The organism is Campylobacter suis (assembly GCF_905120475.1).
Classification (GTDB): domain Bacteria; phylum Campylobacterota; class Campylobacteria; order Campylobacterales; family Campylobacteraceae; genus Campylobacter_A; species Campylobacter_A suis.
Map to the genome: position 1 here is coordinate 857,854 of NZ_CAJHOE010000001.1, position 25,957 is coordinate 883,810.

23 protein-coding genes are annotated in these 25,957 nt (G+C 33.4%); 6 read left to right on the plus strand and 17 right to left on the minus strand.

Features of this window, described 5'->3' with window-relative positions:
* The first annotated feature begins 8 nt into the window (after positions 1-8).
* The 3 genes from LQV35_RS04510 to LQV35_RS04520 all read left to right on the plus strand — a co-directional run bounded on the left by LQV35_RS04510 (position 9) and on the right by LQV35_RS04520 (position 3,113).
* Positions 9-1,730: a M3 family oligoendopeptidase gene (locus LQV35_RS04510; RefSeq protein ID WP_230056750.1), complete on the plus strand. Its 1,722-nt coding sequence runs from the start codon at positions 9-11 to the stop codon at positions 1,728-1,730.
* Positions 1,724-2,164, plus strand: a complete 441-nt coding sequence (locus tag LQV35_RS04515; protein WP_230056656.1) for a hypothetical protein — start codon at positions 1,724-1,726, stop codon at positions 2,162-2,164. Before LQV35_RS04510 ends, LQV35_RS04515 begins: the two co-directional genes overlap by 7 nt.
* Positions 2,165-2,270: 106 nt before the next feature.
* Positions 2,271-3,113 carry a cysteine ABC transporter substrate-binding protein gene (locus LQV35_RS04520; RefSeq protein ID WP_230056657.1) on the plus strand — a complete coding sequence of 281 codons (843 nt, stop codon included), beginning with the start codon at positions 2,271-2,273 and terminating at the stop codon, positions 3,111-3,113.
* 51 nt (positions 3,114-3,164) lie between these two features.
* Here LQV35_RS04520 and LQV35_RS04525 read toward each other — a convergent pair whose 3' ends face one another.
* Positions 3,165-4,364 carry a Wzz/FepE/Etk N-terminal domain-containing protein gene (locus LQV35_RS04525; RefSeq protein ID WP_230056658.1) on the minus strand — a complete coding sequence of 400 codons (1,200 nt, stop codon included), beginning with the start codon at positions 4,362-4,364 and terminating at the stop codon, positions 3,165-3,167.
* A gap of 84 nt (positions 4,365-4,448) precedes the next feature.
* Here LQV35_RS04525 and LQV35_RS04530 point away from each other — a divergent pair, with 84 nt between their 5' ends.
* A complete protein-coding gene (locus LQV35_RS04530; protein ID WP_230056659.1) occupies positions 4,449-5,378 on the plus strand; it encodes a sugar transferase in 930 nt (309 codons plus the stop codon).
* A gap of 3 nt (positions 5,379-5,381) precedes the next feature.
* On the opposite strand, the gene LQV35_RS04535 is transcribed toward LQV35_RS04530, so the two are convergent.
* From LQV35_RS04535 to groES, 13 genes are all read right to left on the minus strand, one after another.
* On the minus strand, positions 5,382-6,197 hold the full coding sequence (locus LQV35_RS04535) for a glycosyltransferase (protein WP_230056660.1): 816 nt from the start codon (positions 6,195-6,197) through the stop codon (positions 5,382-5,384).
* Positions 6,198-6,207: 10 nt separating this feature from the next.
* Complete coding sequence (locus tag LQV35_RS04540; RefSeq protein ID WP_230056661.1) at positions 6,208-6,948, minus strand: CDP-alcohol phosphatidyltransferase family protein; 741 nt, start codon at positions 6,946-6,948, stop codon at positions 6,208-6,210.
* Positions 6,923-8,350: an O-antigen polysaccharide polymerase Wzy gene (gene wzy / locus LQV35_RS04545; protein ID WP_230056662.1), complete on the minus strand. Its 1,428-nt coding sequence runs from the start codon at positions 8,348-8,350 to the stop codon at positions 6,923-6,925. The genes LQV35_RS04540 and wzy overlap by 26 nt, the downstream gene beginning before the upstream one ends.
* Entirely contained in the window at positions 8,331-9,419 is a 1,089-nt protein-coding gene (locus tag LQV35_RS04550) for a glycosyltransferase (RefSeq protein ID WP_230056663.1), read from the minus strand. The genes wzy and LQV35_RS04550 overlap by 20 nt, the downstream gene beginning before the upstream one ends.
* Positions 9,394-10,536 (minus strand): CDP-glycerol glycerophosphotransferase family protein, encoded by a 1,143-nt coding sequence (locus LQV35_RS04555; protein ID WP_230056664.1) that lies wholly within the window; start codon positions 10,534-10,536, stop codon positions 9,394-9,396. The genes LQV35_RS04550 and LQV35_RS04555 overlap by 26 nt, the downstream gene beginning before the upstream one ends.
* Positions 10,537-10,573: 37 nt before the next feature.
* Entirely contained in the window at positions 10,574-11,812 is a 1,239-nt protein-coding gene (locus tag LQV35_RS04560) for an oligosaccharide flippase family protein (RefSeq protein WP_230056665.1), read from the minus strand.
* Entirely contained in the window at positions 11,812-12,882 is a 1,071-nt protein-coding gene (locus LQV35_RS04565) for a phosphonoacetaldehyde reductase (protein ID WP_230056666.1), read from the minus strand. Before LQV35_RS04565 ends, LQV35_RS04560 begins: the two co-directional genes overlap by 1 nt.
* The gene (locus LQV35_RS04570) at positions 12,875-13,948 is read right to left on the minus strand and encodes a thiamine pyrophosphate-dependent enzyme (protein ID WP_230056667.1); all 1,074 of its coding nucleotides are present in this window, start codon (positions 13,946-13,948) and stop codon (positions 12,875-12,877) included. The genes LQV35_RS04565 and LQV35_RS04570 overlap by 8 nt, the downstream gene beginning before the upstream one ends.
* Positions 13,948-15,240: a phosphoenolpyruvate mutase gene (aepX, locus tag LQV35_RS04575; protein ID WP_230056668.1), complete on the minus strand. Its 1,293-nt coding sequence runs from the start codon at positions 15,238-15,240 to the stop codon at positions 13,948-13,950. The genes LQV35_RS04570 and aepX overlap by 1 nt, the downstream gene beginning before the upstream one ends.
* Before the next feature lie 190 nt (positions 15,241-15,430).
* Positions 15,431-15,484 carry a sugar phosphate nucleotidyltransferase gene (locus LQV35_RS09170; protein WP_418884444.1) on the minus strand — a complete coding sequence of 18 codons (54 nt, stop codon included), beginning with the start codon at positions 15,482-15,484 and terminating at the stop codon, positions 15,431-15,433.
* On the minus strand, positions 15,481-16,851 hold the full coding sequence (locus LQV35_RS04580; protein ID WP_230056669.1) for a phosphomannomutase/phosphoglucomutase: 1,371 nt from the start codon (positions 16,849-16,851) through the stop codon (positions 15,481-15,483). Before LQV35_RS04580 ends, LQV35_RS09170 begins: the two co-directional genes overlap by 4 nt.
* 141 nt (positions 16,852-16,992) lie before the next feature.
* Positions 16,993-18,627, minus strand: coding sequence for a chaperonin GroEL (gene groL / locus LQV35_RS04585; protein WP_230056670.1), 1,635 nt, complete (start codon positions 18,625-18,627; stop codon positions 16,993-16,995).
* 17 nt (positions 18,628-18,644) lie between these two features.
* Positions 18,645-18,905 carry a co-chaperone GroES gene (groES, locus tag LQV35_RS04590; protein ID WP_230056671.1) on the minus strand — a complete coding sequence of 87 codons (261 nt, stop codon included), beginning with the start codon at positions 18,903-18,905 and terminating at the stop codon, positions 18,645-18,647.
* A gap of 168 nt (positions 18,906-19,073) precedes the next feature.
* Here groES and LQV35_RS04595 point away from each other — a divergent pair, with 168 nt between their 5' ends.
* Positions 19,074-21,638, plus strand: a complete 2,565-nt coding sequence (locus LQV35_RS04595) for an AsmA family protein (RefSeq protein ID WP_230056672.1) — start codon at positions 19,074-19,076, stop codon at positions 21,636-21,638.
* A 106-nt stretch (positions 21,639-21,744) separates the two neighbouring features.
* A complete protein-coding gene (locus tag LQV35_RS04600) occupies positions 21,745-23,007 on the plus strand; it encodes a sensor domain-containing diguanylate cyclase (protein WP_230056673.1) in 1,263 nt (420 codons plus the stop codon).
* 14 nt (positions 23,008-23,021) lie between these two features.
* Here the strand turns inward: LQV35_RS04600 and LQV35_RS04605 are convergent, their stop codons facing one another.
* The 3 genes from LQV35_RS04605 to mgtE are packed head-to-tail and all read right to left on the minus strand — an operon-like array spanning position 23,022 to position 25,957.
* Positions 23,022-23,999, minus strand: a complete 978-nt coding sequence (locus LQV35_RS04605; RefSeq protein ID WP_230056674.1) for a TerC/Alx family metal homeostasis membrane protein — start codon at positions 23,997-23,999, stop codon at positions 23,022-23,024.
* Between the two features lie 15 nt (positions 24,000-24,014).
* A complete protein-coding gene (locus tag LQV35_RS04610) occupies positions 24,015-24,608 on the minus strand; it encodes an NUDIX hydrolase (protein WP_230056675.1) in 594 nt (197 codons plus the stop codon).
* Positions 24,593-25,957, minus strand: a complete 1,365-nt coding sequence (gene mgtE / locus LQV35_RS04615) for a magnesium transporter (protein ID WP_230056676.1) — start codon at positions 25,955-25,957, stop codon at positions 24,593-24,595. The genes LQV35_RS04610 and mgtE overlap by 16 nt, the downstream gene beginning before the upstream one ends.

A 25,957-nucleotide genomic window follows, 5' to 3' on the forward strand; every position in this document is an offset into this window, starting at 1 on the left:
TTTACATGATGAACACTTGGGACTTAACTCCACTTTTTAAAAATACTGATGAACTTGAGAGTTTTAGCAAGACAACCATAAGTAACTGCGCAGAATTTTCACAGAAATTTTCAAGCAAACTAAATGCTCTAGCGCCAGAAGATTTTAATAAAGCACTTAAACTTTATGAGATCCTAAATGCCGATATATCAAAGATAATGACATACGCATTTTTGGTATTTGCCAAAGATACTAAAAAAGGTGCATTTTATGCAAAATTTGAAGAGCTTTGCACTAAAGCCCAGCAAAGCTTACTCTTTTTTGAGCTTGAGTTTAACAAGCTTGATGAAAGCAAACAAAACAGCTTCATAAGTGCTTCTTTAAACCATACCTACTATCTGCAAAATTTACAAAAACAAAAACCACATCAACTAAGCATAAAAGAAGAAGAGGTCTTGCTGCGCACGGCAAGTACTGGAGCCCAGGCATTTGCTAGGCTTTTTGATGAGAGCATGAGTGCAATGAAATTTGAGTTTCGTGGCGAACATTTAGGCGAAGAAGAAATTTTAAGCAAACTTCATGATGCTGATCGAAGCGTACGAAAAGACGCTGCAGAGTCGCTTTCAGCTGAGCTTTCACGCCATCAACACCTACTAACTTTTATCTATAATATGATAAAAACTGATTTAAAAACTGATTGTGAGCTAAGAGGTTTTAGCTCTCCAGAAGCGCCACGCCATCTTGATAATCAAATCACAAAAAAAAGCGTAGATGCTCTTATAATGGCCAGTGAAAATAGCTTTAACCTAGTTCATATATACTATAATAAAAAGCGCGAAATTTTAGGCTTTAACGAGCTTTACGACTATGATAGATATGCTCCTTTAGAAGCTAAAAACGAGAGCTACTCATTTGAAAAAAGTAAAGAGATAGTGCTTGATGCTTTTAATAAATTTAGTACTAAATTTGGCAAAATAGCAAATCAAGCTTTTAACGAAGGCTGGATAGATGTCTATCCGAGTGATTCAAAGCGTGGTGGAGCTTTTAGCCACCCAGGCTCTGCTGACGCCCACCCTTATGTGCTGCTTAATCACACTAACCAACGAAGGGATCTTTTTACACTTGCACATGAGTTAGGACATGCAATACATCAAAATTTAAGCTACAGCGTAGGCTACCTAAACTCGGACACGCCGCTAACCACAGCAGAAACAGCCTCAGTTTTTTGTGAGATGCTTGTGTTTGACTATGTTAAAAATACGCTTAGTGGCAAAGAAAAACAAGCCTTACTCGCTGGCAAACTAGAAGATATATTTGCCACGCTTTACCGTCAAATAAACTTTACAACCTTTGAGCGCCGAGTGCATAGCCATGAAGGCGAGATATCAAGCCAAGTGCTAAATAAAATTTGGCGAGAAGAGAGTCAAAAAATGTTTGGCAAAAGTGTTGTTTTGTGCGAGCATTACGATATTTGGCATAGTTATATACCACACTTTATCCATACGCCATTTTACTGCTATGCCTACTCTTATGCACAGCTTTTAGTGCTTGCGCTTTTTGGACTTTACAAGAGTGCAAAGTGTGAAAATTTTGTAGAAATTTACACAAAATTTCTAGCCAGTGGAGGAAGTAAAAGCCCGCAAGAGCTTGTGGGAATGTTTGGTTTTGACATAGATGATGAAAAATTTCGGCAAATAGGCCTTAAAGAGATAGAAAAAATGTTAAAAGAATTTGAGGAGACAGTATGCTAAATGAGCTTTTAAATAACGAAAAATTCGCACTTTTAATGAAAATGCATGTGTATGAATGTGTTGATTTTTTACTGCAAAATGGCACAGACTTTGCCATCGTTGCAAATCTTGACTTAACAAGCTTTGATCCGCCCCTACCAGATGAAATAGCAGCCTCTTTTTCGCACAAAGTCATAGTTTTTGCACTTGGTGGCTATACTTTTGAGAGCGCAAAACTCACACAAGATACGCTAAGCTTTGAAGCTGGCTTTGGGGCAAATGACTTTGCTTCTGTTGTTAGCGTTAAGCTCTCTGGTATAGTGCAGATCATGGTTGAAGAAAATGCCATTATGATAAATTTTGCCGTTGCAAAACCAAAAAAAGAGAGTAAAAAATCTATGTCAATATTTAAGTCAAATCCCAAAAACAAAGGCATTTTAGGCAAAAAACATTGAATTTACTCACAAAACGAGCAAATTCAAACAAAAGCTAAAAATTTCAACTAACTTTTAGTAAAAATTTAATATAAAAATAGTCCTATTTCAAAACAAAGGAGAAAGAGTGAGAAAAGCATTTTTTTCATTTTTGGCACTATTCGCCGCCGTCTTTCTAACGGGTTGTGGTGATGACAAAGTTGCTAGCGCACAAACTGACGCGATAGCCAAGATCAAAGAACAAGGTTTCGTTCGTATCGGTGTTTTTAGTGACAAGCCACCGTTTGGCTATGTCAATAAGGATGGCAAAAACCAAGGATATGACATCTACTTTGCAAAGCGCATCGCAAAGGATTTGCTTGGCGATGAAAACAAGGTAAAATTTGAGCTAGTTGAAGCCGCCAGCAGAGCTGAAGTCCTAGTAGCAAATAAAGTTGACATCACACTTGCAAATTTTACAAAAACACCTGAGCGCTCAAAAGTGGTTGACTTTGCACTACCATATATGAAGGTCTCGCTAGGTCTTGTTAGCCCAGAGGGCGAGCTTATAACCGATATAGCACAGCTAAAAGGCAAGAAGCTTATCGTAAATAAAGGTACGACAGCGGATGCATATTTTACTAAAAATCATCCAGAAATCGAGCTTTTAAAATTTGACCACAACACAGAAACCTTTGCAGCGCTTCTTGATAAGCGTGGTGTGGCACTTGCTCACGATAATGCTATGCTTTTTGCATGGGTCAAGGAAAATGCTGGCTTTAAGGTCGGCATAGAAGCTTTTGGCGATGTTGATGTTATTGCGCCAGCTGTAAAAAAAGGAAATACAGTTTTACTTGAGTGGCTAAACAAAGAGATTGAAACGCTTGGAAAAGAAAATTTCTTTCATAAGGCATACGACGCTACACTAAAACCAGTATATGGCGATAGCGTAAATCCTGAGTCACTTGTAGTTGAGGGCGGAAAAATTTAAAAATGAGGTCGGGCTCTCCGACCTTTTTGTCATTCTAACTATTTTAAAAATCTAAATATCTTTTCTAGCTCTATTTCTTATGACATCATAAACTAGAACACCGAATACCGACATCATAAGTCCGGCAAGTGCCGCTATAGCAAGTATTATAGCCTTTCTTGGCTTCACAGGTCGCTCAGAGATAGCTATATCTGAGACTATGGCTGTGTTTTGATAGTTATACGGCTTTAGGCTAAGTTCAATGAGAGATTTTTGGTCTAGTAATTTATTTAACTCTTCAGTTTGAAGTGTGGCAAGCTCTCTCTGAAGAGTAAGAAGCTTGTCGTTCATGATGGTGTCTTTTTCTGAGTTTAGATTTTCTAAGTCTATATTTATTAGTCTATCAAGTCTATCTTGAGCATTTGGCTTAGTTTGTGAAAAAAGAGCGTATTTTTGCCCCTCTAAAGATAATAAATTTTGCTCAATACTTGAAATTTGAGAATATATACCTTGTTTTAGCATTTGTTTTTGCAAAATATTATCCATACTATCTTTATCATGTATCTGTAAATTTTCTAACTCTTTTTTGTATCTTGCCATTTTATCACTGTTTATTTCTAATGATTTTTCTATACTAGGCAAAACAATATCGTCAATTGCCATTAAGGCACGTTTTGCCTCTGGTATGGTTTTTTCTTGCATATACGCTATTTGGCGATTTATACGTGGCAACTGAGTATTTTTAATATACTCTATTTGCTCTTGTTTTTCAACTATTTTATAATCTTTTAAAAATTTTATTTGTCGCTCTACATCTGCTAAGTTGATTTTTTTATTATCTAAATAAACACTTAGTTTATTTTTATGCTCGTCTGATAGATTATTTACTATTTCATATATTTTTGCCTTAGCAATATCATTAGATATAGCAAAAACATCTATATTTAAGAAATTTCGCTTTCCTCTAACTGCTGTAATTTTATACTCCAAGTTACTATCGCTTTTTAAAAATTGCAATTTACGCACCACATCATCAGCATTAGCTAATTGTATATTTTCCATAGTATCTTCATGTTTAAAATATCCAATTTCAACAAGTGCTGAAGCTTTATACATTGGAATTTTTATTGATGTATAAAATAACGATAATGTAGCAAAAATAAAAGTAATAGTTAATATGTATTTTTTATATCTCCATACTTTTTTAAACAATTCTAATATATCTATTTCATCATCTTGATAAGTAGCTTGTTGATTATGATTTTCAATCATAAATACCTCCTTTTATTAACTAATAATTTAAGTTTAATTATAGTAAAATAATGCTTAAAAAATAAATGGTGGTATGATTTGCCTTTGATAATTCTTGGTAATAAATATAAATTTGATCAGTTAGATATAGATAGACTAAATGTAAAATTTAAAAAAATTGACTTTGTGAAAATTACTGGCCGAAGCTCGCGCGATGTGCGAAAAGATATAGAAACACTAATAAGCACAAGATCGTATAAATATCTCATCATAAACACAAAAGCTACCGTCGATCCTAAGATGATAAAGTATCTAACACTGCTTCAATTTCGCCATCAGCATAAAAAAATACGTATTATAACAATAGAAAAGTTGCTAGATAAATACCTAAAAAAATGCTATATACCTGATGACGATAGGGACTTGAAATTTTTAAACGATATAAGACCATATAATACTTTTGAATTGGTTTTAAAAAGAGCGGTAGACTATGCTGGAGCGTTTGTTCTTTTGATAGTACATTTTTTTATAAAATTTTATGTCAAAAAAAAGATAGATGAGCAGTCACCGGGGGTGCTGTACTTCGCTCAAAATAGGGTTGGATTAAATGCTAAAATTTTTAAATGCTATAAATTTAGGACAATGCATGAAAATTCGCATCACAACCCATATACGCAAAAAGGCGATGAAAGGGTGTTTGAGTTTGCCGAGTTTATGCGCAAGGCTCGTATTGATGAGATCCCGCAGTATAAAAATATACTAAATGGCGAAATGCACTTAATTGGACCTCGCGCTGAGTGGAATATACTCGTAAATGAATATGAAAAAGAGATACCATATTATAACGAACGACATCTCGTAAGACCTGGCATCACTGGCTGGGCTCAGGTAAATTACCCATATGGTGCAAATGCGTATGATACAAAACAAAAACTAATGTATGATCTATACTACATAAAGCACTGGTCGCTTTGGTTAGAAATTCTTACCATTGTAAAAACCGTACTTGTTGTATTTGGTAAGAGAGGGCAATAATTTCTAAGACCTGAGCAACTTATATACATTTTTTAGTATAGATTTTGGCATTAGTCTAAGCGGTATTTTTATAATTGCCATCTTTATAAACTCAAAACTACTCAAAAATCCCAAATTTTTCATGGCTTTTAAAAGAGCAAATTCATATTTTGCATACCTTAAGCCACTTCGTCTGCTTAGTTGACTTGTGCCAGCTCGCATATTTACCAAAGCTTCTTGAATATTATAAAATTTCGCACCATTCATAATCATCCTAACCCATAAATAATAATCTTCTAAAAATATCATTTTTTGATAGCTTCCAGCTGATAAGACAGCTGACTTTTTAAACATTACACTTGGATGATTTATGGGTGATCTTATTTTTGCAAATTTTACTATTTCATCATGGGTTTGTGGAAGTTTACGATAAGATAAAATTTCGTTTTCATCGCTATCAAATTCGCTAATCCAACTACCACAAATATCAATATCTAGATTATTTTTAAAAATAGAAATTTGTTTTTCAAAACGACTTGGCGCCGATATATCATCGCTATCCATTCTAGCAACAAGCTCATATTTGCACTCATCAAGACCTTTATTTAAAGCATCGCCTAGCCCCATGTTTTTTTTTAGTGTTTTGATAGCTAGCACTTCTCCAAGCTTGTTTTTCCATTTAGTTATTACGTCATACAGCTCATCTGTAAGCTTACCATCTTCTACTAAAACTATTTGATTTGGTTTAAGTATTTGCTCATCCCAAATGCTAACCATCGCCCTATTTAAAAACTCAGCATTTTCTTTGAAATATACAGACATTAAGACACTAAAATTCATAAAGCTTTTCTCACTGTTTGAAATTTATTGAAAATAAAATAGATTGTTTATATATAAACATAAAAGTCCATAGCAACATGGCAAAACTTACTAACATCATCAATATTAAAATATAATGTAAAAAATCATAATATATAGAAAAAGGAATAATAATAAGCAAGAAACCGCCCCAGTCTAAATTTTTATATAATTTTAATAATGCACCCTGTCTTACTCTTTTATCCGTGCCGTCTTCTAGCTGCTTTTGTGATTTTACTAAAGATAATTTCAAATATGCTGTTCTAGAATATAAACTCATAAATGAAGATATGGCACCTAAAATAAACCATATAATATCATCATATAAATTTGTCAAATAATATCCTAAAGATGTCCAAAGTAAAGATATAACTAGATAACCAGCAAAAGCATCAAAAAATTCGCCCAACGGATTAATAATCTGTTTTTTATAAAATAAAGTTCTTGCTAACGAGCCATCAGCACAATCAAATATCATAAAAACAATAAAAAATAAACTACCGATAATCACTATTGATTTACTATGTCCAAAAATCACAAATATTGAACCAATTACAAATATAAACATAGAAACTATCGATATTTTATTTGGTGTCAATCTAAAAACATTATAAAATAAAGGTAAAAGATGTATAGCTAAGGGTCTATAAAAATATCTATCAAGCAGTGTTAGTGTTTGAAGTTTTTCTTTATCCACGCTATATTGTTTAAAGTCTTGTAGTATCAATTTCATATGAATCTCTCTTTAATAAATTTTTAAAAATTTTTAAAAAAATAATTATCACTATAGCAAAAATAAACTTTATAATAAATATAGCAAAACTACTTCTTGGCATCCATATCAGAGCTTGAACTAAAAAAGTTGCAATAAAAAAACCATATTTCTTAAATATCAATTTATTTTGGATATATATTATAAAAATCCCTAAAAAGAAACTAAAAAATGCTAAAAAAATTATATTTCCCCCAATAAAATATAATTCCATTATATAAGAAGACCCTGTTCCTCCTCCAAGCAAGTAAGCTGTGGGATTTAAAAAATATTCCAATTTTTCTACAATATACCAACTTTGTTCTAAACTCAAAAGAGAACGTGGCTCAACTTGTCCGGTAAATAAAAGATATTTGCTGTAAAAAGGGGCAAATAAATTTAAAAATCCCTCATATCCATTAACAAAAAATAATTCTTTAAATTCAAACATAAATCCTAGCACAAGCAAAGAAACACCTTGCTGATAAAAAAAGCTAGTTAGGTATTTTATCCCTTCTTTATCAAGCTCAAAATCATATTTAGTCAATAAGGTTATTTGCGATAAAATAACTATAGAAAATACTATGCAAAGTAAAATTTTAAAATTAATTTTTAAATTATACAAAACAGACAAAGACCAAAGCGTAGTTATTGTTACAATTAAAAACTCAGCTCTCATGCCAGTAAAAATATAAGAAGAATACATAAAGATAAAAAATAATGAAAGCCTGTAGGCATATTTCTTAGGAGGTTTATTTGCTAAAATTATAAAAAAGCCGATATAAAAAAAGTCATCAAATATTCTTACAAAAGTCGGCAATATGTGATTTCCAGAGTAAATAGCAAAATAGCCAAAATTGTTGAGTATATTAAAATAAAAATAAACTTTATAAAAAAAACAAAAACCACCTATAAAGAATAAACAATACCCTATTGTTTTATCTAATGCAAGTGATTGCTGAATTTTTTTAAGAGAATTATTTTTATATATTTTATATCCGTAAATAAATCCAATGTGTAAAAAAAGTAATGAAAAAATTAAAATAAAATTAATATTCAGCATAGTTTTATTTGAAAAATAAAAGTATTCCATCCATTGAGATTCTCCATAGCTATCAAAAACACTAGGCAAAAATAAATGCATAAAAATTCTAGCCAATAAAAAAATGCATATACATCCTATAAAAACAATATCTAAACTTAACCAATTTTTAGAATTTTTATGAGAATGATATATGATATAAATTGTTATAAAGAATAATTGCAGTTCAAGCAAAGGCAAAAACCAGTCACTAACCAAATAAAAGCCAATATATTGAATTAATATAAACAAAATGAGACATAAAGAAGTAAAAATATCTTTTTTAATATACAAGTATTTCATTCCACTTCTTTACTACTACATCTATATTATATTCAGAAATGCTTTCATATCCAGTATCTGAAATTTTTTTCATCATTTGTTCATTTTTTGCAATATCCAAAATTAAAGAATATAATTCTTTTGTTTTTCCTATATCAAATAAAAAACCATTTTTTTTATCTTTTACTAATTTTTTACCGCCTTGCGTTTTAGATGATACCACACAGCATTTACAAGCCATAGCTTCTATTATTGTCATTGGCATACCCTCGGCTGTTGATGGCATGATAAAAATTTTTGATCTTTCAAAAAATGGCTTAGTATTATTTGTACCATTGATAAATTCTATATTTTTTAATTTTAATTTTTTGGCAAGACTTATTGCCTTATTCTTATCCTCGCCTTCGCCAACTATCTCAAGTTTCCATTCTGGTAAATACTTATGCGCATATTCCCAGGCATACAAAAGTGTATCTATACCTTTTTTATATGTTACTCTGCCCAAAAATAATAATATATTTTCTTTTTTTTCAAATACTACATTATTCCCCACAAAACTAACTGGATTAGCAATAAAAAACAATTTATTTAAATTAACCTGAGTAGGATAATTTTCTTCATTGTTATACAAGCACACAACTTTATCAAAGGAATCAAAAATCATTTTTACTCTATGCCTAGTCCAAAATCTGCCAATATAAAATTTCCTAAAATCATGGCTTCCACCATGGTGCATATATATTAAATTAATATTTTTAAATAATCCTAATTTTCGTAATATCCAAATTGGTTCAATATATAAAGACTTATTGAAAATTATATTTGTGTGAATGCGAGATTTTAAAAATAAATACATTTTAAAAGTATTTGGAATAATATCAAATATTTTTAATAATTTAAATTTAAATTTAAATTTCACAATAGTAAATTTAACCCTATTATCTAAGTCAAAAAAAGGTTTACCTTCTTTAACTGAAACATTTTCCACTTCATAACCTTTTTTTATAAAATAATTACTCCAATTGGTTATAACCCTAACGACCCCACCCATAGTAACTAACGATTCAGTTACAAAAATTATTTTTTTCATATTTTTTCAGCTCTGTTTCTAAGAAATTTAAAATTTTAGGCATTGAATCAAATTTGATTTCATTAAAAAAATCATTAATTTTTTCTCTGCGATCAAAAAAATAAGTATTATCATCCAAAAGTCTAATAATATTATTTTTAAACTCTTGCAATGTTTGTATTTTTGGACCAGGATTAATATCGTCAAAATTAAAATTTAGTCCTTTTGTAGATAAATATTCATTTAAATCATACGGCAAGAGAATAATTGGTTTTTTAAGCAATAAAAAATCTATCCAAATGCCAGAATAATCAGATATAACTAAATCAAAAATATTTAATATATCATTTATATTTTGAATTTTTGTTTGATCGAGAATTTTTATATTTGAATATTCTTTTATGTTTATTTTTTCTAAGGAATGTGGTCTAACAAAAAATACAATATTATTTTTTTTCAAAAAAGAATTAAAATCTTCAAATGAGAAATATTCAAAAGGAAAATATTTTACTGTATTTTTTAAACTTGTCCCATATTTTGATTTTCTCCATGTTGGAGCATATAAAACAAATCTAGAATTTATATCTATATTTTTAAAAATATTTGACATATCTTTTTTGGGAATAATTTTATAAATAAAATCATTTCTAGGCTGACCTAAAATTTTTATCTTATTAATAGGCAATAAAAAGCTTTCAGACATAATATTAACCAAATTTTTAGATGTAGTAATGTAAGCCGTTACAAAAAAAGAAAATACTTTTAGCTGCAATAGCATTCTTAATTTGTTTAATCCAGTATAGCCATTTATCCCAATCTTTTTTATTGGAACACCGTGCCAAAAATTTATAATTATTTTATTCCTCATATAAAAAGGATTTTTAATGGGCATGCCAGCATCCAATAACCAAACGTTACTTTTTTTTAAAAAATTTAAACCATTTTTTTCTTTTATGGATATAAATTTATCACCATATATGGAAATTAACTTATTTCTTGTTTTATCATTATTTATAATATATTTTATGTCATAAGCTTCATTTTTAAGTAGATATTCAAACATAAATTTGGTATTATGTGTAAAATCATTATTATTTGAGCTTAATGTTATTTTTATTTTTTTCATATTCTTTATCATTTGTTTCCTAGCATAGTTTTCTAATTATACTATAATTTTATTTATTATAACTTGTTTTAAAAATAATTTTAAAACTTAAAAAAAACCTAAAAGCCAACTCTAATGTACTATATATAATAAGACTGTAAGCATAAGAATTTAAACTATTTTTATTTAAACAAACTAGTGATAATAGAAAAATTAAAAAAGATATAAATACTATTAATAAATTTTTATCTATTTTATTGAAAATTATTAAGATATTGTTTGATAAAAAGAAGGATATTGCTCCAATCGGAACAGTTAAGATTAATATTTGAAATAAAATTTTAAATTCCAATACATTTATATTGAGTGCTTTAATCAACATATCCGCACCAAAAAAAAATAATATAAATAATCCAAAAGAAGTAAAAAATAAAAACAATAAAATTTTTTTAACAAAAAGTATATTTCTAGTTAAGGCAATATGCGGATACACTACTTGTGTTAGAATATGAAATGGACTTAAAATCGTATTAACCACTCTTAAAGACAAATCAAAATATCCTACTCCAGCATGACCTATATAATTTTCTATAAGAATTATTAATAATCTTGTTCTAAGCATAGTAACAACATTTGATAAAAAAATAAAAAAACAATCCTTAAGGCTAAAATATCTTTTTTTTAGGCATATTAAATTTAATGATAATTTATGCTTTACAACCATCACATAATACCCAATAATAAATGCAATAAATGAAGTTGCACTATATAAGATTGGAACGATTATATAATCACTTGTTTGTTTTACAAAAATAAAAACACCAATTGCAAATATCATCTTAGATAAAGCTGTTACAATGGCGATATATTTCATATTTTCAATACCTTGAAAATACCAAACAGGAAACATACTTTCAAAAAAAATAAAAAATGCAAAAGCAACAAATATGTCTAAATTATCAAAAAATTTATCAATTTGCAATAAAAAAATAAGAACAATTGATACCGCTATAAAAAGTATCGTTTTTAAAAAAGTTACGTAAGATATAATGTTTGATAAAATTTCTTTTTTATTTCTATTTTCAGATACAACTTTCACAATCAAAGTGTCAAAGCCAAATTTAATAAAAACTATGAAAATTTCTGAAATAGCAAAAGCCCACATTATTTTACCGTATTGTTGATCTCCTAATTTATATATTAAATAAGGAAAAACAAATATTGGCAAAATAATAGCTACTCCTTTCAATAAAAACAAATAAAGAGTATTGTTTATCATTACACTATATTTTTGTAAAAAAAGTTTCACTAAAACTCAACCAAACTATTTCCAGCTCTTTGCGTATTGGCTAGAGAATCTTTTAAATTTTGTATTTCGTTGTCATCTATACCGTAGTCGTTAAAATTTGTTGAAATTTCTAGCTTAGCAAACATTTCACGTAATTTTTTAGAATCATTTGAGCCAAAAATTTCTATCAAAGCATTATCTATATGCTCATATTTTCCACTAATACTATCAATTAACATAGGCAGTGTAAAACTACACGCTATACCATGTGGTATATGCTTATGCGTAGTTATATAATAGCTCATCGCGTGAGCAATGGCTGTTTGAGTGTTTGAAAACGCTAGTCCAGCATACATACACGCCTTCATAATCTGCTCCCTATACTCTAAATTTTGTAAATCATTAGCTAGTTTTGGCAAAAACTCAACGATAATCCTTGCTGATTTTACAGCATAGTTTATAGTTATCTCATTTGCGTTTTTATTCCATATAGATTCTAGTGCATGTGAAAGTGTATCAAGCCCTGTTTGTATAGTAATATCCTTTGGCGCAGACGCAGTAAGACAGGGGTCATATATAGCCACCTCACTAAAAAGCTTAGGTAGATGAAGTGAGTATTTTTTCTTCTCATCCATATCCCATATCGTAGCCCATGGCGTTATCTCGCTACCCGTTCCAGCAGTAGTTGGTATGCCGATAATAGGCGTAAGTAAATAGTTGGATTTGTCAATATTGCCTTTTATCAAATCTGTTACAAATTTTGCTTCTTTTTTATCATTATAAACTGCAAAAAATTTTGCCGCATCAAGCACACTACCGCCACCAAGACCGACAATAAGCTCAAAATCATTTTCTCGTATTTTAGCATATGCTAACTCCAAGTCTTTAAACTCTGGATGACTTTTTACATCGCTAAAAACATAATTTATGCTTGGGCAAAGAAGCTTTATTTTATCTACATATCCACGCTTTACAAAACCACTGCTTGTTATGAGTATAGTTTTTCTGCTATTTATGAAATTGTTTAAATTTTCTAATTGATTTTTGCCAAATACAATCTTTGTTGGCATATAATAATTAAAACTATTCAAATTTATTTACTCCCACTACTTCAACTGGCGGTCTTGGCGTTTCATCATCAAAACTACATTTCACATGTAAAAATTTTAATCCACCTTGCTTAGAAATTTTGCTTATAATTTCACTAAATTCATCTTGTTTAACGATAGTTTTATCTATCACTTCAAAACCACAAGCTCTTGCAATAGCAATGTAATCAATATGTGATTGATATGTTTTTTGCCCACCAGTTGATTTATTTGCTTCATTATCAAATAAAATATAAGTCAAGTTTATCTCATCTTTATATCGTCCAGCTGTGCTAAGTCCGCCCATATGCATAACAAACTCAGCATCGCCGCCACACACAACAACTTCTCGCCCTGCCTTACTAGCCCCAAGACCGATACTAACAGCACCGCCCATATTTCCAACCATATAGAAATTTTTAGTATCTTTCATAAAGCTATACATCTCTCTAGCAGTATTGCCAGTAGTGCCTATAAAAAGTGTGTTTGAGTTTTTATAAAAATCATTTAAAATATTTAAAAATTTACTTCTTTTTTCATATTTAGAAAGATCTAGCGTATGCCTATCATCAAGAGCAACCTTGCTAAAACTATCTTTTTTTATAATACCGATAATTGCTTTATCATTTGCACTTTCTATTTGAGAAATGGCATTGTCTAAATTTTCATCATCAAGGATAAAATTTTCATATCCATAAGCTGATATGAGTTTTGGAAGCTCGGTAGCAAGGTGCTTATGCTGTATCTCGCTATCGCCGTCTTTATATGTTCTCCAGCTAGTTAATATCGCAAAATTTAAACCATATGGTTTTAATAAGCTAGTTATACAGCTTCCCATATTGGTTACTCCGCTTGATTGAACTATTACTATCGGTTTTGCACCTACCATTTTTAGTCCTGCTGCCACTGAACACGCCACAGCTTCACTAGCACAAGGCAAATACTCAATACCAGCATTATTTATAGCTTCGTTTATGACATATTTTGCAAAACTACAAGGCACAGCACAAATATGCGTGTAGCCTTTGTTTATTAATTCGTATATAAATTTTTTAGTATCTAGTGCCATTATCTTGTGCCCGGGATTAAATCTAAAATTTCTTTTATAGACAAAAGCTCTTTTTCAGCTTCAAAACTTCTGTCATTTTCAAGTATCATTTTGGCAACTTTTTTCATGCCCGGATATGCAGCGCGAAGCATATGATTTGCATATATTATTATATTTACACCAGCTTTGCTTAGCTGTGTTGCCGTAATTTCATTAAACGAAGTTGGCACTACAACCAAAACTATATCTTTATTTTCATTGCGTAGTTTTTCACAAAATTCCAAAACTTCATCTGGGCTTTTTTGTCTTGAATGTATCATTATGCCATCAGCTCCAGCCTTTATATACGCTCTTGCACGAGTTAGAGCATCGTCCATTCCTTTCTCAAGTATCAGACTTTCTATACGAGCTATTATCATAAAATCATCTGTAGCTTGAGCCCTTTTGCCAACTTCTATCTTATGGCAAAAATTTTCTATACTATCTTGTGTTTGAGCCACTTCGTTGCCAAATAGTGAGTTTTTCTTAAGCCCTGTTTTGTCCTCTATAATCACAGCACTTACGCCCGTTCTTTCAAGTGTGCGAACCGTAAAAGCAAAATGCTCCGCTATACCGCCCGTATCAGCGTCATATATCATAGGCTTAGTAGTAACTTCAAAAATTTCATTTATTGTATTTATCCTAGATGTAACATCAACAGCCTCAATATCTGGCTTTCCCTTTGAAGTAGAATCCGTTAGTGAAGAGCTCCAAAAGCCATCATATTCTATACCATTATCGCCTTTTATATTTTCAGCTATCAAGGCGCTTAAAGCATTGTGAGATTCCATAATGCGAACAACATTTTTTGCATTAACCAGCCTTCTTAGCCTAGCCCTTCTTATATCCGGAGTAGTTCCAATCTCCTTTATAGCGTTATTTAATTTAGTAGATGAAATTCCTTGTGTATAATCTGGCTCTATCAGCTCACCTCCCCATTTTGCAAGAGTACCTATAACTTGCTGTCTTGTTTGAGCTTGCACCCCATCACGCCAATCACTACCATGAACTACATAATCTGGTTTGATTTTTTCTAAATTTGGACGGTAGTCTAATGTATCTTGGGCTATAACTTGCGTTACGCCCTTTATATTTTCAATAACTGCTTTGCGTTGTTCATAATTCATATAAGGAAGTCTTTTATAACTCACTATAGCACCATCTGTTAATAGTCCAACAATAACATCACCGTATTGTGCTGCGATTTTAATTATATTGATATGCCCTGGGTGGACAAGATCGGCGCTCATGCCTATGTATACTTTTTTATTCATCATTACTCCTTCTTAGTATCAAATTGTTTTTATAAATACATTAAAATCTTATAGTTACCTTACTATATAATAATATATATTAAAAAATAACATATACTGCCAAGCTTTTTATTATTAAACCGAATGACATCTAAGTACCATGAATCTTATACATAGTACACAAACATTCAAAAACAGATATGCTATTTTATTACCATGGATAAAGCCTCGTTCCGCTACCACCAGCTAGTATAATACCTTTCATATTTTCTCCACTATATTTTTAATTATTATTGAAATTTTATCTTGTATCTGTTTAAGCGACTCTTCGCTTTTTGCTTCAAACCTAGTTACAATAACCGGTGTTGTATTTGATGCACGAACTAAAGCCCAACCATCTTCAAACTGGATACGAACGCCGTCTATTTCGATGATATTTAAAATTTCAGGCAAATTGCAATCCTTGCTTTTTATAGCTTGCTTAAATTTCTCAACTATCTGAAATTTACTCTCTTCATCAACATGTATTTTTATCTCATCGGTACTATAAACCTTTGGCATTTTATCAAGTTCAGCATCTAGGTCAAATCCCTTTTGCACTAACTCAAGCACTCTCATCATCGCATAAAGCGCATCATCAAAGCCAAAATATCGCTCTTTAAAAAAGATATGACCGCTTACTTCAGCTGCCAGATCAACATCAAGCTCTTTCATCATCTTTTTGATATTGCTATGCCCAGTTTTACCCATAAAAACTTCGCCGATTTTAGCTATCTCATCATACATCACTTGTGAGCATTTAACCTCGCCCAAAACCTTTGGATGATCCATATTTAAAGCATAAAGGTAAGCTAGCTCATCGCCTTTTATGTTGCGTTTTGAAGTTATCACAGCTATCCTGTCACCATCTCCATCAAATCCAAATCCAAGCTCACTCTCACCACGCTCTAAACAAGCAAAAATATCAGCCAAATTCTCTCTCTCGCTTGGGTCTGGATGGTGGTTTGGAAAATTTCCGTCTGGCTGAGCGTAAAGCACCCTAGCGTTTAAATCAAGCTCTTCAACGATAGGCATAAGCGCAACGCCCATAGCTCCATTACCACAATCAACAACAAAAGGTAGCTTCATGCCATTTAAATGCCAAAATTTCTCAACAAAATAGCTAACATATATGCTTAAAATGTCAAATTTTTTACATCTAACATCGTCTTGGATTTCTTCGCCACTACCTATAAACTCGCTAACTTTTTTGCGCAAAATTTGTAAATCTTCACCAAAATAGCTATCTTTTTTTATGGTTATTTTAAAACCATTATACTCTTTTGGATTATGCGAGCCAGTTATCATGATATTTGCATCAAAATGATCTGCATAAACACTAAAATATCCAACTGGCGTAGGTAGCAAACCTATATCATATACGCTAAGGCCAGCTTTGTTTAGCCCACTAACTAGCCACTTAAAGAGCAAATCCGCACTAAGACGCGCGTCATAGCCTACACTTACGCTTTTTACGCCACGCATGCTCATCTCAAGACCAAGGCAAAAACCTATCGCCTTTACGCTAATTTCATTTAGATCTTTTTCAAAGATTCCGCGTATATCGTACTCTCTAAAAATTTCATTTATCATTAAATCTTACCAAATTCTTATCATAATTTATTTTAAGTTGGTATTATAGAGTAATTGCAGTTAAAATTTTATTAAAAATATAGATATTTTTATGTGTGCGTTAAGAAGGTTGCCCCATTTTAAAACGGGGCAAATTTGGGCCTACATCATACCGCCCATGCCACCCATTCCGCCCATATCAGGCATTGGCATAGATGGTTTATCTTCTTTTAGTTCGCTTATCGTAGCCTCTGTTGTAAGAAGCAAGCTTGCTACGCTTACAGCATTTTGAAGTGCCACGCGCTCAACTTTTACAGGATCTATGATACCAGCTTCAAACATATTTACATACTCGCCAGTTGCTGCGTTAAAGCCGTAGTTTTCATCGCTGCTTGTCTCGATAGCATTTGCTACCACGCCAGCGTCAAAGCCCGCGTTTTCAGCGATTTGACGAAGTGGAGCACGAAGCGCGCGACGCACTATATCAGCACCTATTGCCTCATCGCCTTTTAACTCTAATTTAACGCGTTTTGAAGCAAGTATTAGCGCAGAGCCACCGCCTACTACTATACCTTCTTCTACGGCCGCACGAGTTGCGCTTAATGCGTCATCTACGCGGTCTTTTTTCTCTTTCATCTCAGTTTCAGTTGCTGCACCTACTTTTATAACAGCCACGCCACCGCTTAGCTTAGCTAGGCGCTCTTGTAGCTTTTCTTTATCATAATCACTTGTAGTTTCAGCGATTTGCGCTTTTATCTGATTTATACGAGCATCGATCGAAGACTTCTCACCATCACCATTTACGATAGTTGTGTTGTCTTTATCTATCACAACACTTGATGCTTGACCTAGATCTTGCAAGCTAGCACTCTCAAGCGTTCTGCCAAGCTCTTCGCTGATCACTTCACCACCAGTTAAGATAGCGATATCTTCTAGCATAGCCTTTCTTCTGTCACCAAAACCAGGAGCTTTTACAGCTGAGATGTTTAATACGCCACGAAGTTTATTTACCACAAGTGTCGCAAGTGCCTCACCCTCGATATCTTCTGCGATGATAAGAAGCGGCTTGCCAGTTTTTTGGATTTGCTCTAAAACTGGTAAAAGATCTTTTAAATTTGTAATCTTTTTATCAAACAAAAGTATATATGGGTTGCTTAGCTCAACCTGCATTTTATCAGCATTTGTGATGAAATACGGGCTTAGATAACCGCGGTCAAACTGCATACCCTCAACCACATTTAGCTCATCTTCTATCGACTTAGCTTCTTCTACTGTTATAACACCATCTTTGCCAACTTTCTCCATCGCATCAGCGATAAGCTTGCCGATACTTTCATCTGAGTTTGCTGATATTGTCGCGATTTGTGCTATCTCTTTTGAACCAGAAACTTTTTTAGAGATATTTTTTAGCTCTTCAACTAAGGCCGCTACTTCTTTATCCATACCTCGTTTTACTTCGATCGGATTTGCACCAGCTGTTACATTTCTAAGACCCTCTTTAAAGATAGCGTGAGCTAAAACAGTTGCTGTTGTAGTGCCATCGCCAGCTTGGTCATTTGTTTTGCTAGCCACTTCACGAACTAGGCTCGCACCCATATTTTCTATCGTATCCTTTAGATCAACCTCTTTTGCCACACTTACACCATCTTTTGTAATAGCTGGAGCGCCAAAGCTCTTTTGGATAAGCACATTTCTACCGCGTGGTCCCATTGTCACTTTTACAGCATCATTTAGCTTGCGAACACCTTCATATAGGCGGTTTCTTGCATCATCTGAGTAAAAAATTTCTTTTGCCATTGTTTTTCCTTATAAATTTATTTTATTACACCTAAAACATCATCGATACTTAGCACTAAATACGCCTTATCATCAAGAGTTACTTCAGTGCCACCATACTTTGCAAATACAACGCTATCGCCTACTTTTACGCCCTCTGCTTCGGCGCCAACAGCCAAAACCTTGCCACTTAAAGGTTTTTCTTTAGCATTGTCGGGTATAATAATACCTGAAGCTGTGGTTTTAGTCTCTTCCACACGCTCAACAAGAACGCGTTTGCCTAATGGTTGAAAGTTCATTTTTCTTCCTTTTGGTTTAAGTTATTTTTAGCACTCTTTATTTTTGAGTGATGAAATACTATCATTTTTTTGTATAAAAGTCAATATTTTATATAAAATTTTTAGATAACTTTAGTCAATTAGGCTCAATATTAATGATACGATAAACTAAATTTAAAGGATAACAATATGAAAATTTTAACCTATATTCTCGCATGTTTCGCAGTGATTATATGCGCGATATATCTTACACTTTTTACCAGCTTTGGTAACTCATTTTTAATAAGCTATGTTGAAAAAACCATAAAAGAAAAAAGTGGTTTTGATGTAAAATTTGCAAAATTCCAGCTAAATTTAAGCGAGTTAAATCTTATAGCTACGATAAATGATGAAATTTTGGTTCAAACTGGCGGAAAATTCTCACTTTTTAGCCAAAAAATGGACCTAAACTATACAATAAGCGCAAACGATCTAAAAACAGCTGGTCTAAGCCTAACAAAACCTATCGGTATAAAGGGTCAAATTCGTGGTAAACTTAGCGACTTTGACACAAATGGAGCTGGAGAAATTCTAGGCTCGCACCTTAGCTTTTTAGCAAACATTAAAGACTATAAGCCACTCACGCTTGCGCTAGATGCAAGAAAATTTAGCCTATCTGAGATTTTAGCCCTAGCCAAACAACCTGAATACCTTAGTGGGTCTGTTGATGTGCTTGCCAACATCAAAGAAAATAACTCAAAGCCTGATGGAAACGCAACCATAACGCTATCTAACGCAAAAACAAATAATGCACTTTTACAAAGAGATTTCAACATAACACTACCAGCAAATTTTACCATCTTAGCAAACTCAAAAGCTAATATAAACGGCGATGAAGTAACCGCACTAACTCAAATTTCAACACCCATAGCAAAAGCGAATGCAAACCAAACACACTATAATATCGCAACAAAAGAGCTAAAAACAGACCTAAATATAGACATTGCAGACCTTGCAAAGCTTGAGCCTATAATAAAGCAAAAGCTATCAGGCTCACTCGCAGCAAAAGTTGATATAGCCACCAAAGACAATAAACTAACACTGCTAAATGCCATCATAAATGGTCTTGGCGGCAATATCCAAGCCAACCTAAATGACACAACACTAAACGCAAAGATAAATGCTATAAAACTTGATGAGATACTAAAGTTAGCCGCTCAACCAGCCCTTGCTAACGCCACCATAAACGGAGTTGCAAGCATAGATAATATAAACGATAACAAAAATATGGCTGGTAAAATTTATCTCAAAACTGACGCCGGCAAGCTCAATCAAAATGGCTTTAAAGAGCTTGGAATAACCATGCCAAGCGGGGTAAATTTTGGGCTTGATATAAATGCTGATGTTAAAAATTCAGTGGCAAATTTTAGCGCAAATTTACTTAGCTCTTTGCTAAATATAAAAAACTTAAACGGCAGTTATAATATCGAAAACAAAGGGGGCAATGCTGAGTTCTTACTTGATGTAAGCGATTTAGCTAAATTTGAAAGTCTAGTAGGTGCAAGGCTTAGCGGAGCAGTAAATTTAAAAGCACAAACAAATATAAAAGATAATACCTTAAGCACTCTAAAGCTTGATGGAAAGGCACTTGGCGGAGATGTAAAGGCTGAGATGATAGAGCAAAAACTTATCGCAGAACTAGCAAATTTAAATTTAAAAGACCTATTTTTGCTAGTTGGGCAGCAACCACTTGCAAACGCAAACATAAATCTAAATGCAAAGCTAGACCCTCTTGATATGAAAAATCTAAACGGAACCGCTACAATAGAGCTAAAAAATGGCGAAATTTACGAAGCTCAAGCTAGTAAAATTCTTGAAAAACCTATACCAAAAGATATTAACTTTAACGGCAAAATAGATACAAACATCCAAAAAAGTGTGGCAAATTTTAGTGGCGAACTTCTAAGTTCGCTAGCAAATCTAACAAACATAAAAGGAAGCTACGACTTAAATAGCAACAATGCAAATGCTACCTTAAACGCGACTATAAATGAGCTAAACAAGCTTAAATTTCTCACACAAACCCCACTTTTTGGAAGTCTTGAGCTTGTGGCACAAGTTCAAAAAAATGGAGAAAATTTAAGCGCAAAAGTAACCTCGCAAAATCTTGCAAATGGCAAGCTTGATGCGATATTTAAGGATGAAAAGCTAAAGGCAAATTTAGACAACTTTGACTTTAAAGGTCTTAGCGACCTACTTGGCTACTCACATTTTTACTCAGGTGTAGGAAATGCGGAGCTAAACTACAGCACCAAAAATGAAAATGGCAACTTTGACATAACCATAAAAGAGGGTAAGCTCGTTGCAAACGACTTTACAAAAGCTGTAAAAACACTAACACAACGAGATATAACAAGTGAAATTTACAAAGATGGCTTTGTTCGTGGAAACATCGCAAAGACTCTTATTACATTTGATGCACAGATGCAAGCACAAAGAAGCGATATAAACGCTACTAAAGCCATGCTAAATACCGCAACTTCAGCCATAAATATCCCGCTTGATTTTCGCTATGAAAAAACAGATGCCAAAATCAACATCACAGGCACAACAAAAGAGCCAAAATACACTGTTAGTTCAGAGTATATAAAGGGTAAAATTTCAAAAGAAGTTGGCAGATTTTTAGATAAGCAGTTTGGTAATGATAGCAATCAAAGCGAACAAAACACACAAAAAGATGCTGTCAAGGGGCTTTTAAAGGGGTTATTCAATTAAGACAACAAAGCAAGGGCTACAACGAAGCCTTTGCTAAAATTAAAAGCAAAAATTTATATTAATTTTAGTATCATACGGCAATCAAAACATCTTAAAAGGTCGCTTCTTGTATAGAGTTTTACTAAATATATGTCTGGCTGATATACCTAAAGATAGGCTTTTATCTTGGCAACAATGTGCTTTAATGCCAAAATTTGAATACAAATTTCAAACCATAAAAAGTGCAGATAAGATCGCAAGTATAGTACCTGACACACATCAGTATCTAGTTATCGCTCACGCTAAAAGCAAAATTTCACTAAAAACGATAAAAGAGCGAATGAGCAAAGATGACATTTTTATAGTTTATGCAAATAACACGAATGAAATTTTATCTGAAATTTTAGCCATAGCCGACGATATTTGGCTCTCAGGCTCACTAGAGCTTGATAAATTTCGATTTGAAAAAACTCTATCTTTAATCTATGAGCGCAAAGAGGCATGGCAAACCTCTACATGGCTTCAAGCAACTATAAACACACTACCTGATATGATATGGTTTAAAAGCTATTACGGTCTTCACCTAGAAGTTAATGACTCATTTTGCGCTGCTGTTAATAAAACAAAATCAGACATCAAAGGCAAAGACCACTACTACATCTGGGATATACCAAAAGAGGTATATAAACAAACTGATTATGTTTGCGTACAAACCGAAGATGATGTCATAGCAGCTAGAAAAACGGTGCTTTTTGACGAAGAGGTCATGAAGGCAGATGGAAATTTATGTAAGCTAAAAACATATAAAACACCGATATTTGATGGCGATACGATTATCGGGACAGTTGGTGTTGCGCGCGATGTAACAAAAGAATTTGAGTACCTACAGCGGATCGAGCGCCTAGCTCATTACGACCAACTCACAGGACTTGCCAATCGCAACCAACTTGACCTTTTCTTACGCAAGCTTCAAACCTCTTATATGAGCATAGCTTGTATTGATCTTGATTATTTTAAACAGATAAACGACACATACGGTCATCATGCTGGAGATGAAGTGCTTGTACTTGCTGCAAAACTTATACAAGAGCTTTTCCCAGACGCACTAAATGCAAGAATGGGTGGCGATGAGTTTATCTGCATATTTACCGACAAGTCTGACATAAAAAATACATCTAAACGCATACAAAAACTAATAGATAAATTTAGCCAAGAGTGCGACAAAGAGCCTAAATTTCAAGGACTTTCTATGAGTGTTGGCATAGCCGAAGGCAAGCCATTCCACGGCTCATTTGATATGTTGCTCCAAAGGGCTGACGATGCACTTTACAGGGCCAAAAAAAGCGGTCGTGGAAAATTTTATTTAATAAAAAGGCAAGACAACGAGTAGTAAGCCTTAGCTTACTACTCCTTTGGCTTAAATATAAGACTAGCCAAAACTCCACAAGAAAGCACTCCAAGCACTATACTAAGACTAGCGCCTGCTGAAATTTCAAACCCAAATCCAAAAATATGACTCATCGCACTCATAAATAACTTAAATGCGATGAAAAATAAAAGCACTATAACAGCCTTTTCAAGATGAACTAGATAGTTTTTAAGCGCCTCAAGCACAAAATATAGCGATCTTAGCCCAAGAACAGCAAACATCATCGCAGAATAAACTATAAGCGGCTCTTTTGAGATGGCAATGACCGCTGGAACGCTATCAAAAGCAAACATCACATCAGTTAGCTCAACCACACAAAGAGCTAAAAATAATGGAGTGGCTATAAACGCACCTTTTTTAGCCACACTATCGTTTAAAACCTCTGTAAGATACTTGCGTGTGATAAAAAATTTATGTCCAACAAGCTTTGGATACACTGGGAAAAATTTATGTACAGCTCTATAAGCAATGTGTTCAGAGTAGCCCTCGCTTTTTTGACTCTCATCATTTTTTAACATCAAGACCGCTGTATAAGCTATGATAACAGTAAAAATAACTTCAACCCAATGGCTAAGTGATAGCAAGGATGTTCCGATAAAGACAAAAACAAGTCGAAAAAATATCGCACCCAAGACACCGTAGTAAAGAACTCTGTGGCGGTACTTTTCAGGTATATTAAACCATTTAAATATAGCCATCATTACAAAAAGATTATCTATCGACAAAGCCTCTTCAAGTGCATATCCAGCCAGAAAAAGACTTGCAAATTCTCGCCCTTCAACAACATATAAATATCCAGCAAAGCAAAGCGATACGCTAAGCCAAAAAAGCGAAAAGAGTGAAGCATTTTTTAAACTTATAGCCTCATCTTTTTTATGAGAAAAAATATCTATAAGCAAGCAAAGTGCTACTACTACTACAAACACCACCATCGTTTGTGAAAAATATTGCATAAAACCACCTAAATTTTAATCAATCGGGCTAAATTTATCGTTCCACCAAAAATATGCAAAAAGCAACCCAAAGCCCTTTGGTTTACTCTCATCAAAGATAAACTCCCGCATATTTTGCCTAGGCACAAAGATAAGCTCAATACTCTCATCATCAACACCGCCGCCCTCACCTACTCGCATACTCTCATCTATACTTGCATAAAACATCGTTTGCATGTGCCCGCTAAAGCCAAAGCCACCATAAGTTGTGGTTATACGCTCAATGTGCTTTGGTGCGTACCCACACTCTTCGATAACCTCCTCATAAGCCGTGCGCTCATCACTCAAGCCCTTATCTTTTAACCCTGCGCAAAGCTCGTAGGTATAGCCATTTTCATTAAATTTTAACCCTTCATCTTGCTGAGCCAGCCAAACTGCTGGGCGAAACTGTTTAACAAACAAAAACGCATCTTTTTGGGTGTGGTAAAGCAGCGTAGAAACACTATTCATAGCTTTTGCACACTCCCAGCTACGCTTTATGCCATTTTGCTTAAAGCGCATTAAAAATGGTTTTAGAAATTTTGGATTATCAAGGGGTAAAATTTCAAGGTCAGTTATAGTAGTATCCATTTAGCAAGTCCTAAAAAACAAAAAAATCCAATACTATCAGTAAAGGTTGTAAGCACCACAGAAGAGCCCACAGCAGGATCGATGTCAAGGCGTTTTAGTGTAAGTGGTATGATGGTACCAAAAAAACCAGCCAAACATAAATTTATAAGCATACTTAAGGCAATAACCCCACCAAGAAGCCAAGCTCCAAACCAAGCCCAAGCAACTAGACCCATAACAATACCAAAGATAATGCCATTTGTAAGCGATATACTTACTTCTCGCTTTAAAACATGTTTTGCGTCTTTAAATTCTATCTCTCCAAGGCTTATACGGCGCACAGTAACCGCAAGAGCCTGTGTTCCAGTATTTCCACCCATGGATGCGACTATTGGCATTAATATAGCGAGCGCCACATAGCTTGCTATCGCCTCATCAAAAAGCCCAACAATAAACGAACTAATGATAGCTGTGCCTAAATTTATCAGCAACCAAAATGCCCTTGCCTTACCAGCCTTTACAAGAGTATCTTCCTCTTCTGCCTCATCACTAACACCAGCCAAGTTATACATCTGCTCAGTAGCACTCTCTTGGATAAAGTCATGGATATCATCTGCTGTGATACGACCAAGCAAGACACCTTTGCTGTCAATAACTGGTATAACATTTAAGTCATAATCCTCAACAACACCTACAACATCTTGTATATAGTCGCTGTCAAATGCCGTGTGTGGCTTAAATTTATCGATGTCGTCATATTTTTGGATATTTTCATCAAGACTTTTTGTAAAGTCAAACAGTATAAGCTCTTCAAGAGCAACGGCAAATTTTAAAATTTTATCCTTATCTATGATAAAAAGCTGGGAGACATTTTCAAGTTCACCTTCACTCTTAAGCTCTCTAAGCCTAGCCACCGCATCACCAGTAATCTCATCTCCCGTAGCCCAAAAAAGCTCCGTTTGCATATATGCGCCAGCTTCATCATCATCGTAGCTTCTAAGGCGCAAAATTTCGCTTTGATCATCTTCATCAAGACTATCAAAAAGCTCTTTAGCCTTCTCTTCATCAATATCTTCAATATATTTTAAAAGCTCGGTAGCATCGTCACTTTCTAGCTCTTCTAGTGCTTGAACCATCTTTTCGCTAGGCACAGTTTCGATGACATCCTTTAGCATATGCTCAGGAAGTTCTATCGCCACATCGCCAAGACTTTCTGGATCAAGACGAGCTAGATAGTCGGCAAATAGCTCCTCATCATGCGCTTTAACAGTTTTTAGATGCTGAGCTAGCTCATAAGGGGTCAAAATAGCCTGATCCTCATCCTCGATGTGCGTTTGTATAAGCTCTTTTGCTTCGTTTAATTCGACCAT

Bases quoted from the DNA above. Each gene is read 5' to 3' on its own strand.
- LQV35_RS04510 (WP_230056750.1), top strand. From the start codon at position 9: ATGAACACTTGGGACTTAACTCCACTTTTTAAAAATACTGATGAACTT.
- LQV35_RS04515 (WP_230056656.1), top strand. From the start codon at position 1,724: ATGCTAAATGAGCTTTTAAATAACGAAAAATTCGCACTTTTAATGAAA.
- LQV35_RS04525 (WP_230056658.1), bottom strand. From the start codon at position 4,364: ATGATTGAAAATCATAATCAACAAGCTACTTATCAAGATGATGAAATA.
- LQV35_RS04535 (WP_230056660.1), bottom strand. From the start codon at position 6,197: ATGAATTTTAGTGTCTTAATGTCTGTATATTTCAAAGAAAATGCTGAG.
- LQV35_RS04540 (WP_230056661.1), bottom strand. From the start codon at position 6,948: ATGAAATTGATACTACAAGACTTTAAACAATATAGCGTGGATAAAGAA.
- wzy (WP_230056662.1), bottom strand. From the start codon at position 8,350: ATGAAATACTTGTATATTAAAAAAGATATTTTTACTTCTTTATGTCTC.
- LQV35_RS04550 (WP_230056663.1), bottom strand. From the start codon at position 9,419: ATGAAAAAAATAATTTTTGTAACTGAATCGTTAGTTACTATGGGTGGG.
- LQV35_RS04555 (WP_230056664.1), bottom strand. From the start codon at position 10,536: ATGATAAAGAATATGAAAAAAATAAAAATAACATTAAGCTCAAATAAT.
- LQV35_RS04570 (WP_230056667.1), bottom strand. From the start codon at position 13,948: ATGGCACTAGATACTAAAAAATTTATATACGAATTAATAAACAAAGGC.
- aepX (WP_230056668.1), bottom strand. From the start codon at position 15,240: ATGAATAAAAAAGTATACATAGGCATGAGCGCCGATCTTGTCCACCCA.
- LQV35_RS04580 (WP_230056669.1), bottom strand. From the start codon at position 16,851: ATGATAAATGAAATTTTTAGAGAGTACGATATACGCGGAATCTTTGAA.
- groL (WP_230056670.1), bottom strand. From the start codon at position 18,627: ATGGCAAAAGAAATTTTTTACTCAGATGATGCAAGAAACCGCCTATAT.
- groES (WP_230056671.1), bottom strand. From the start codon at position 18,905: ATGAACTTTCAACCATTAGGCAAACGCGTTCTTGTTGAGCGTGTGGAA.
- LQV35_RS04595 (WP_230056672.1), top strand. From the start codon at position 19,074: ATGAAAATTTTAACCTATATTCTCGCATGTTTCGCAGTGATTATATGC.
- LQV35_RS04605 (WP_230056674.1), bottom strand. From the start codon at position 23,999: ATGCAATATTTTTCACAAACGATGGTGGTGTTTGTAGTAGTAGTAGCA.
- LQV35_RS04610 (WP_230056675.1), bottom strand. From the start codon at position 24,608: ATGGATACTACTATAACTGACCTTGAAATTTTACCCCTTGATAATCCA.
- mgtE (WP_230056676.1), bottom strand. From the start codon at position 25,957: ATGGTCGAATTAAACGAAGCAAAAGAGCTTATACAAACGCACATCGAG.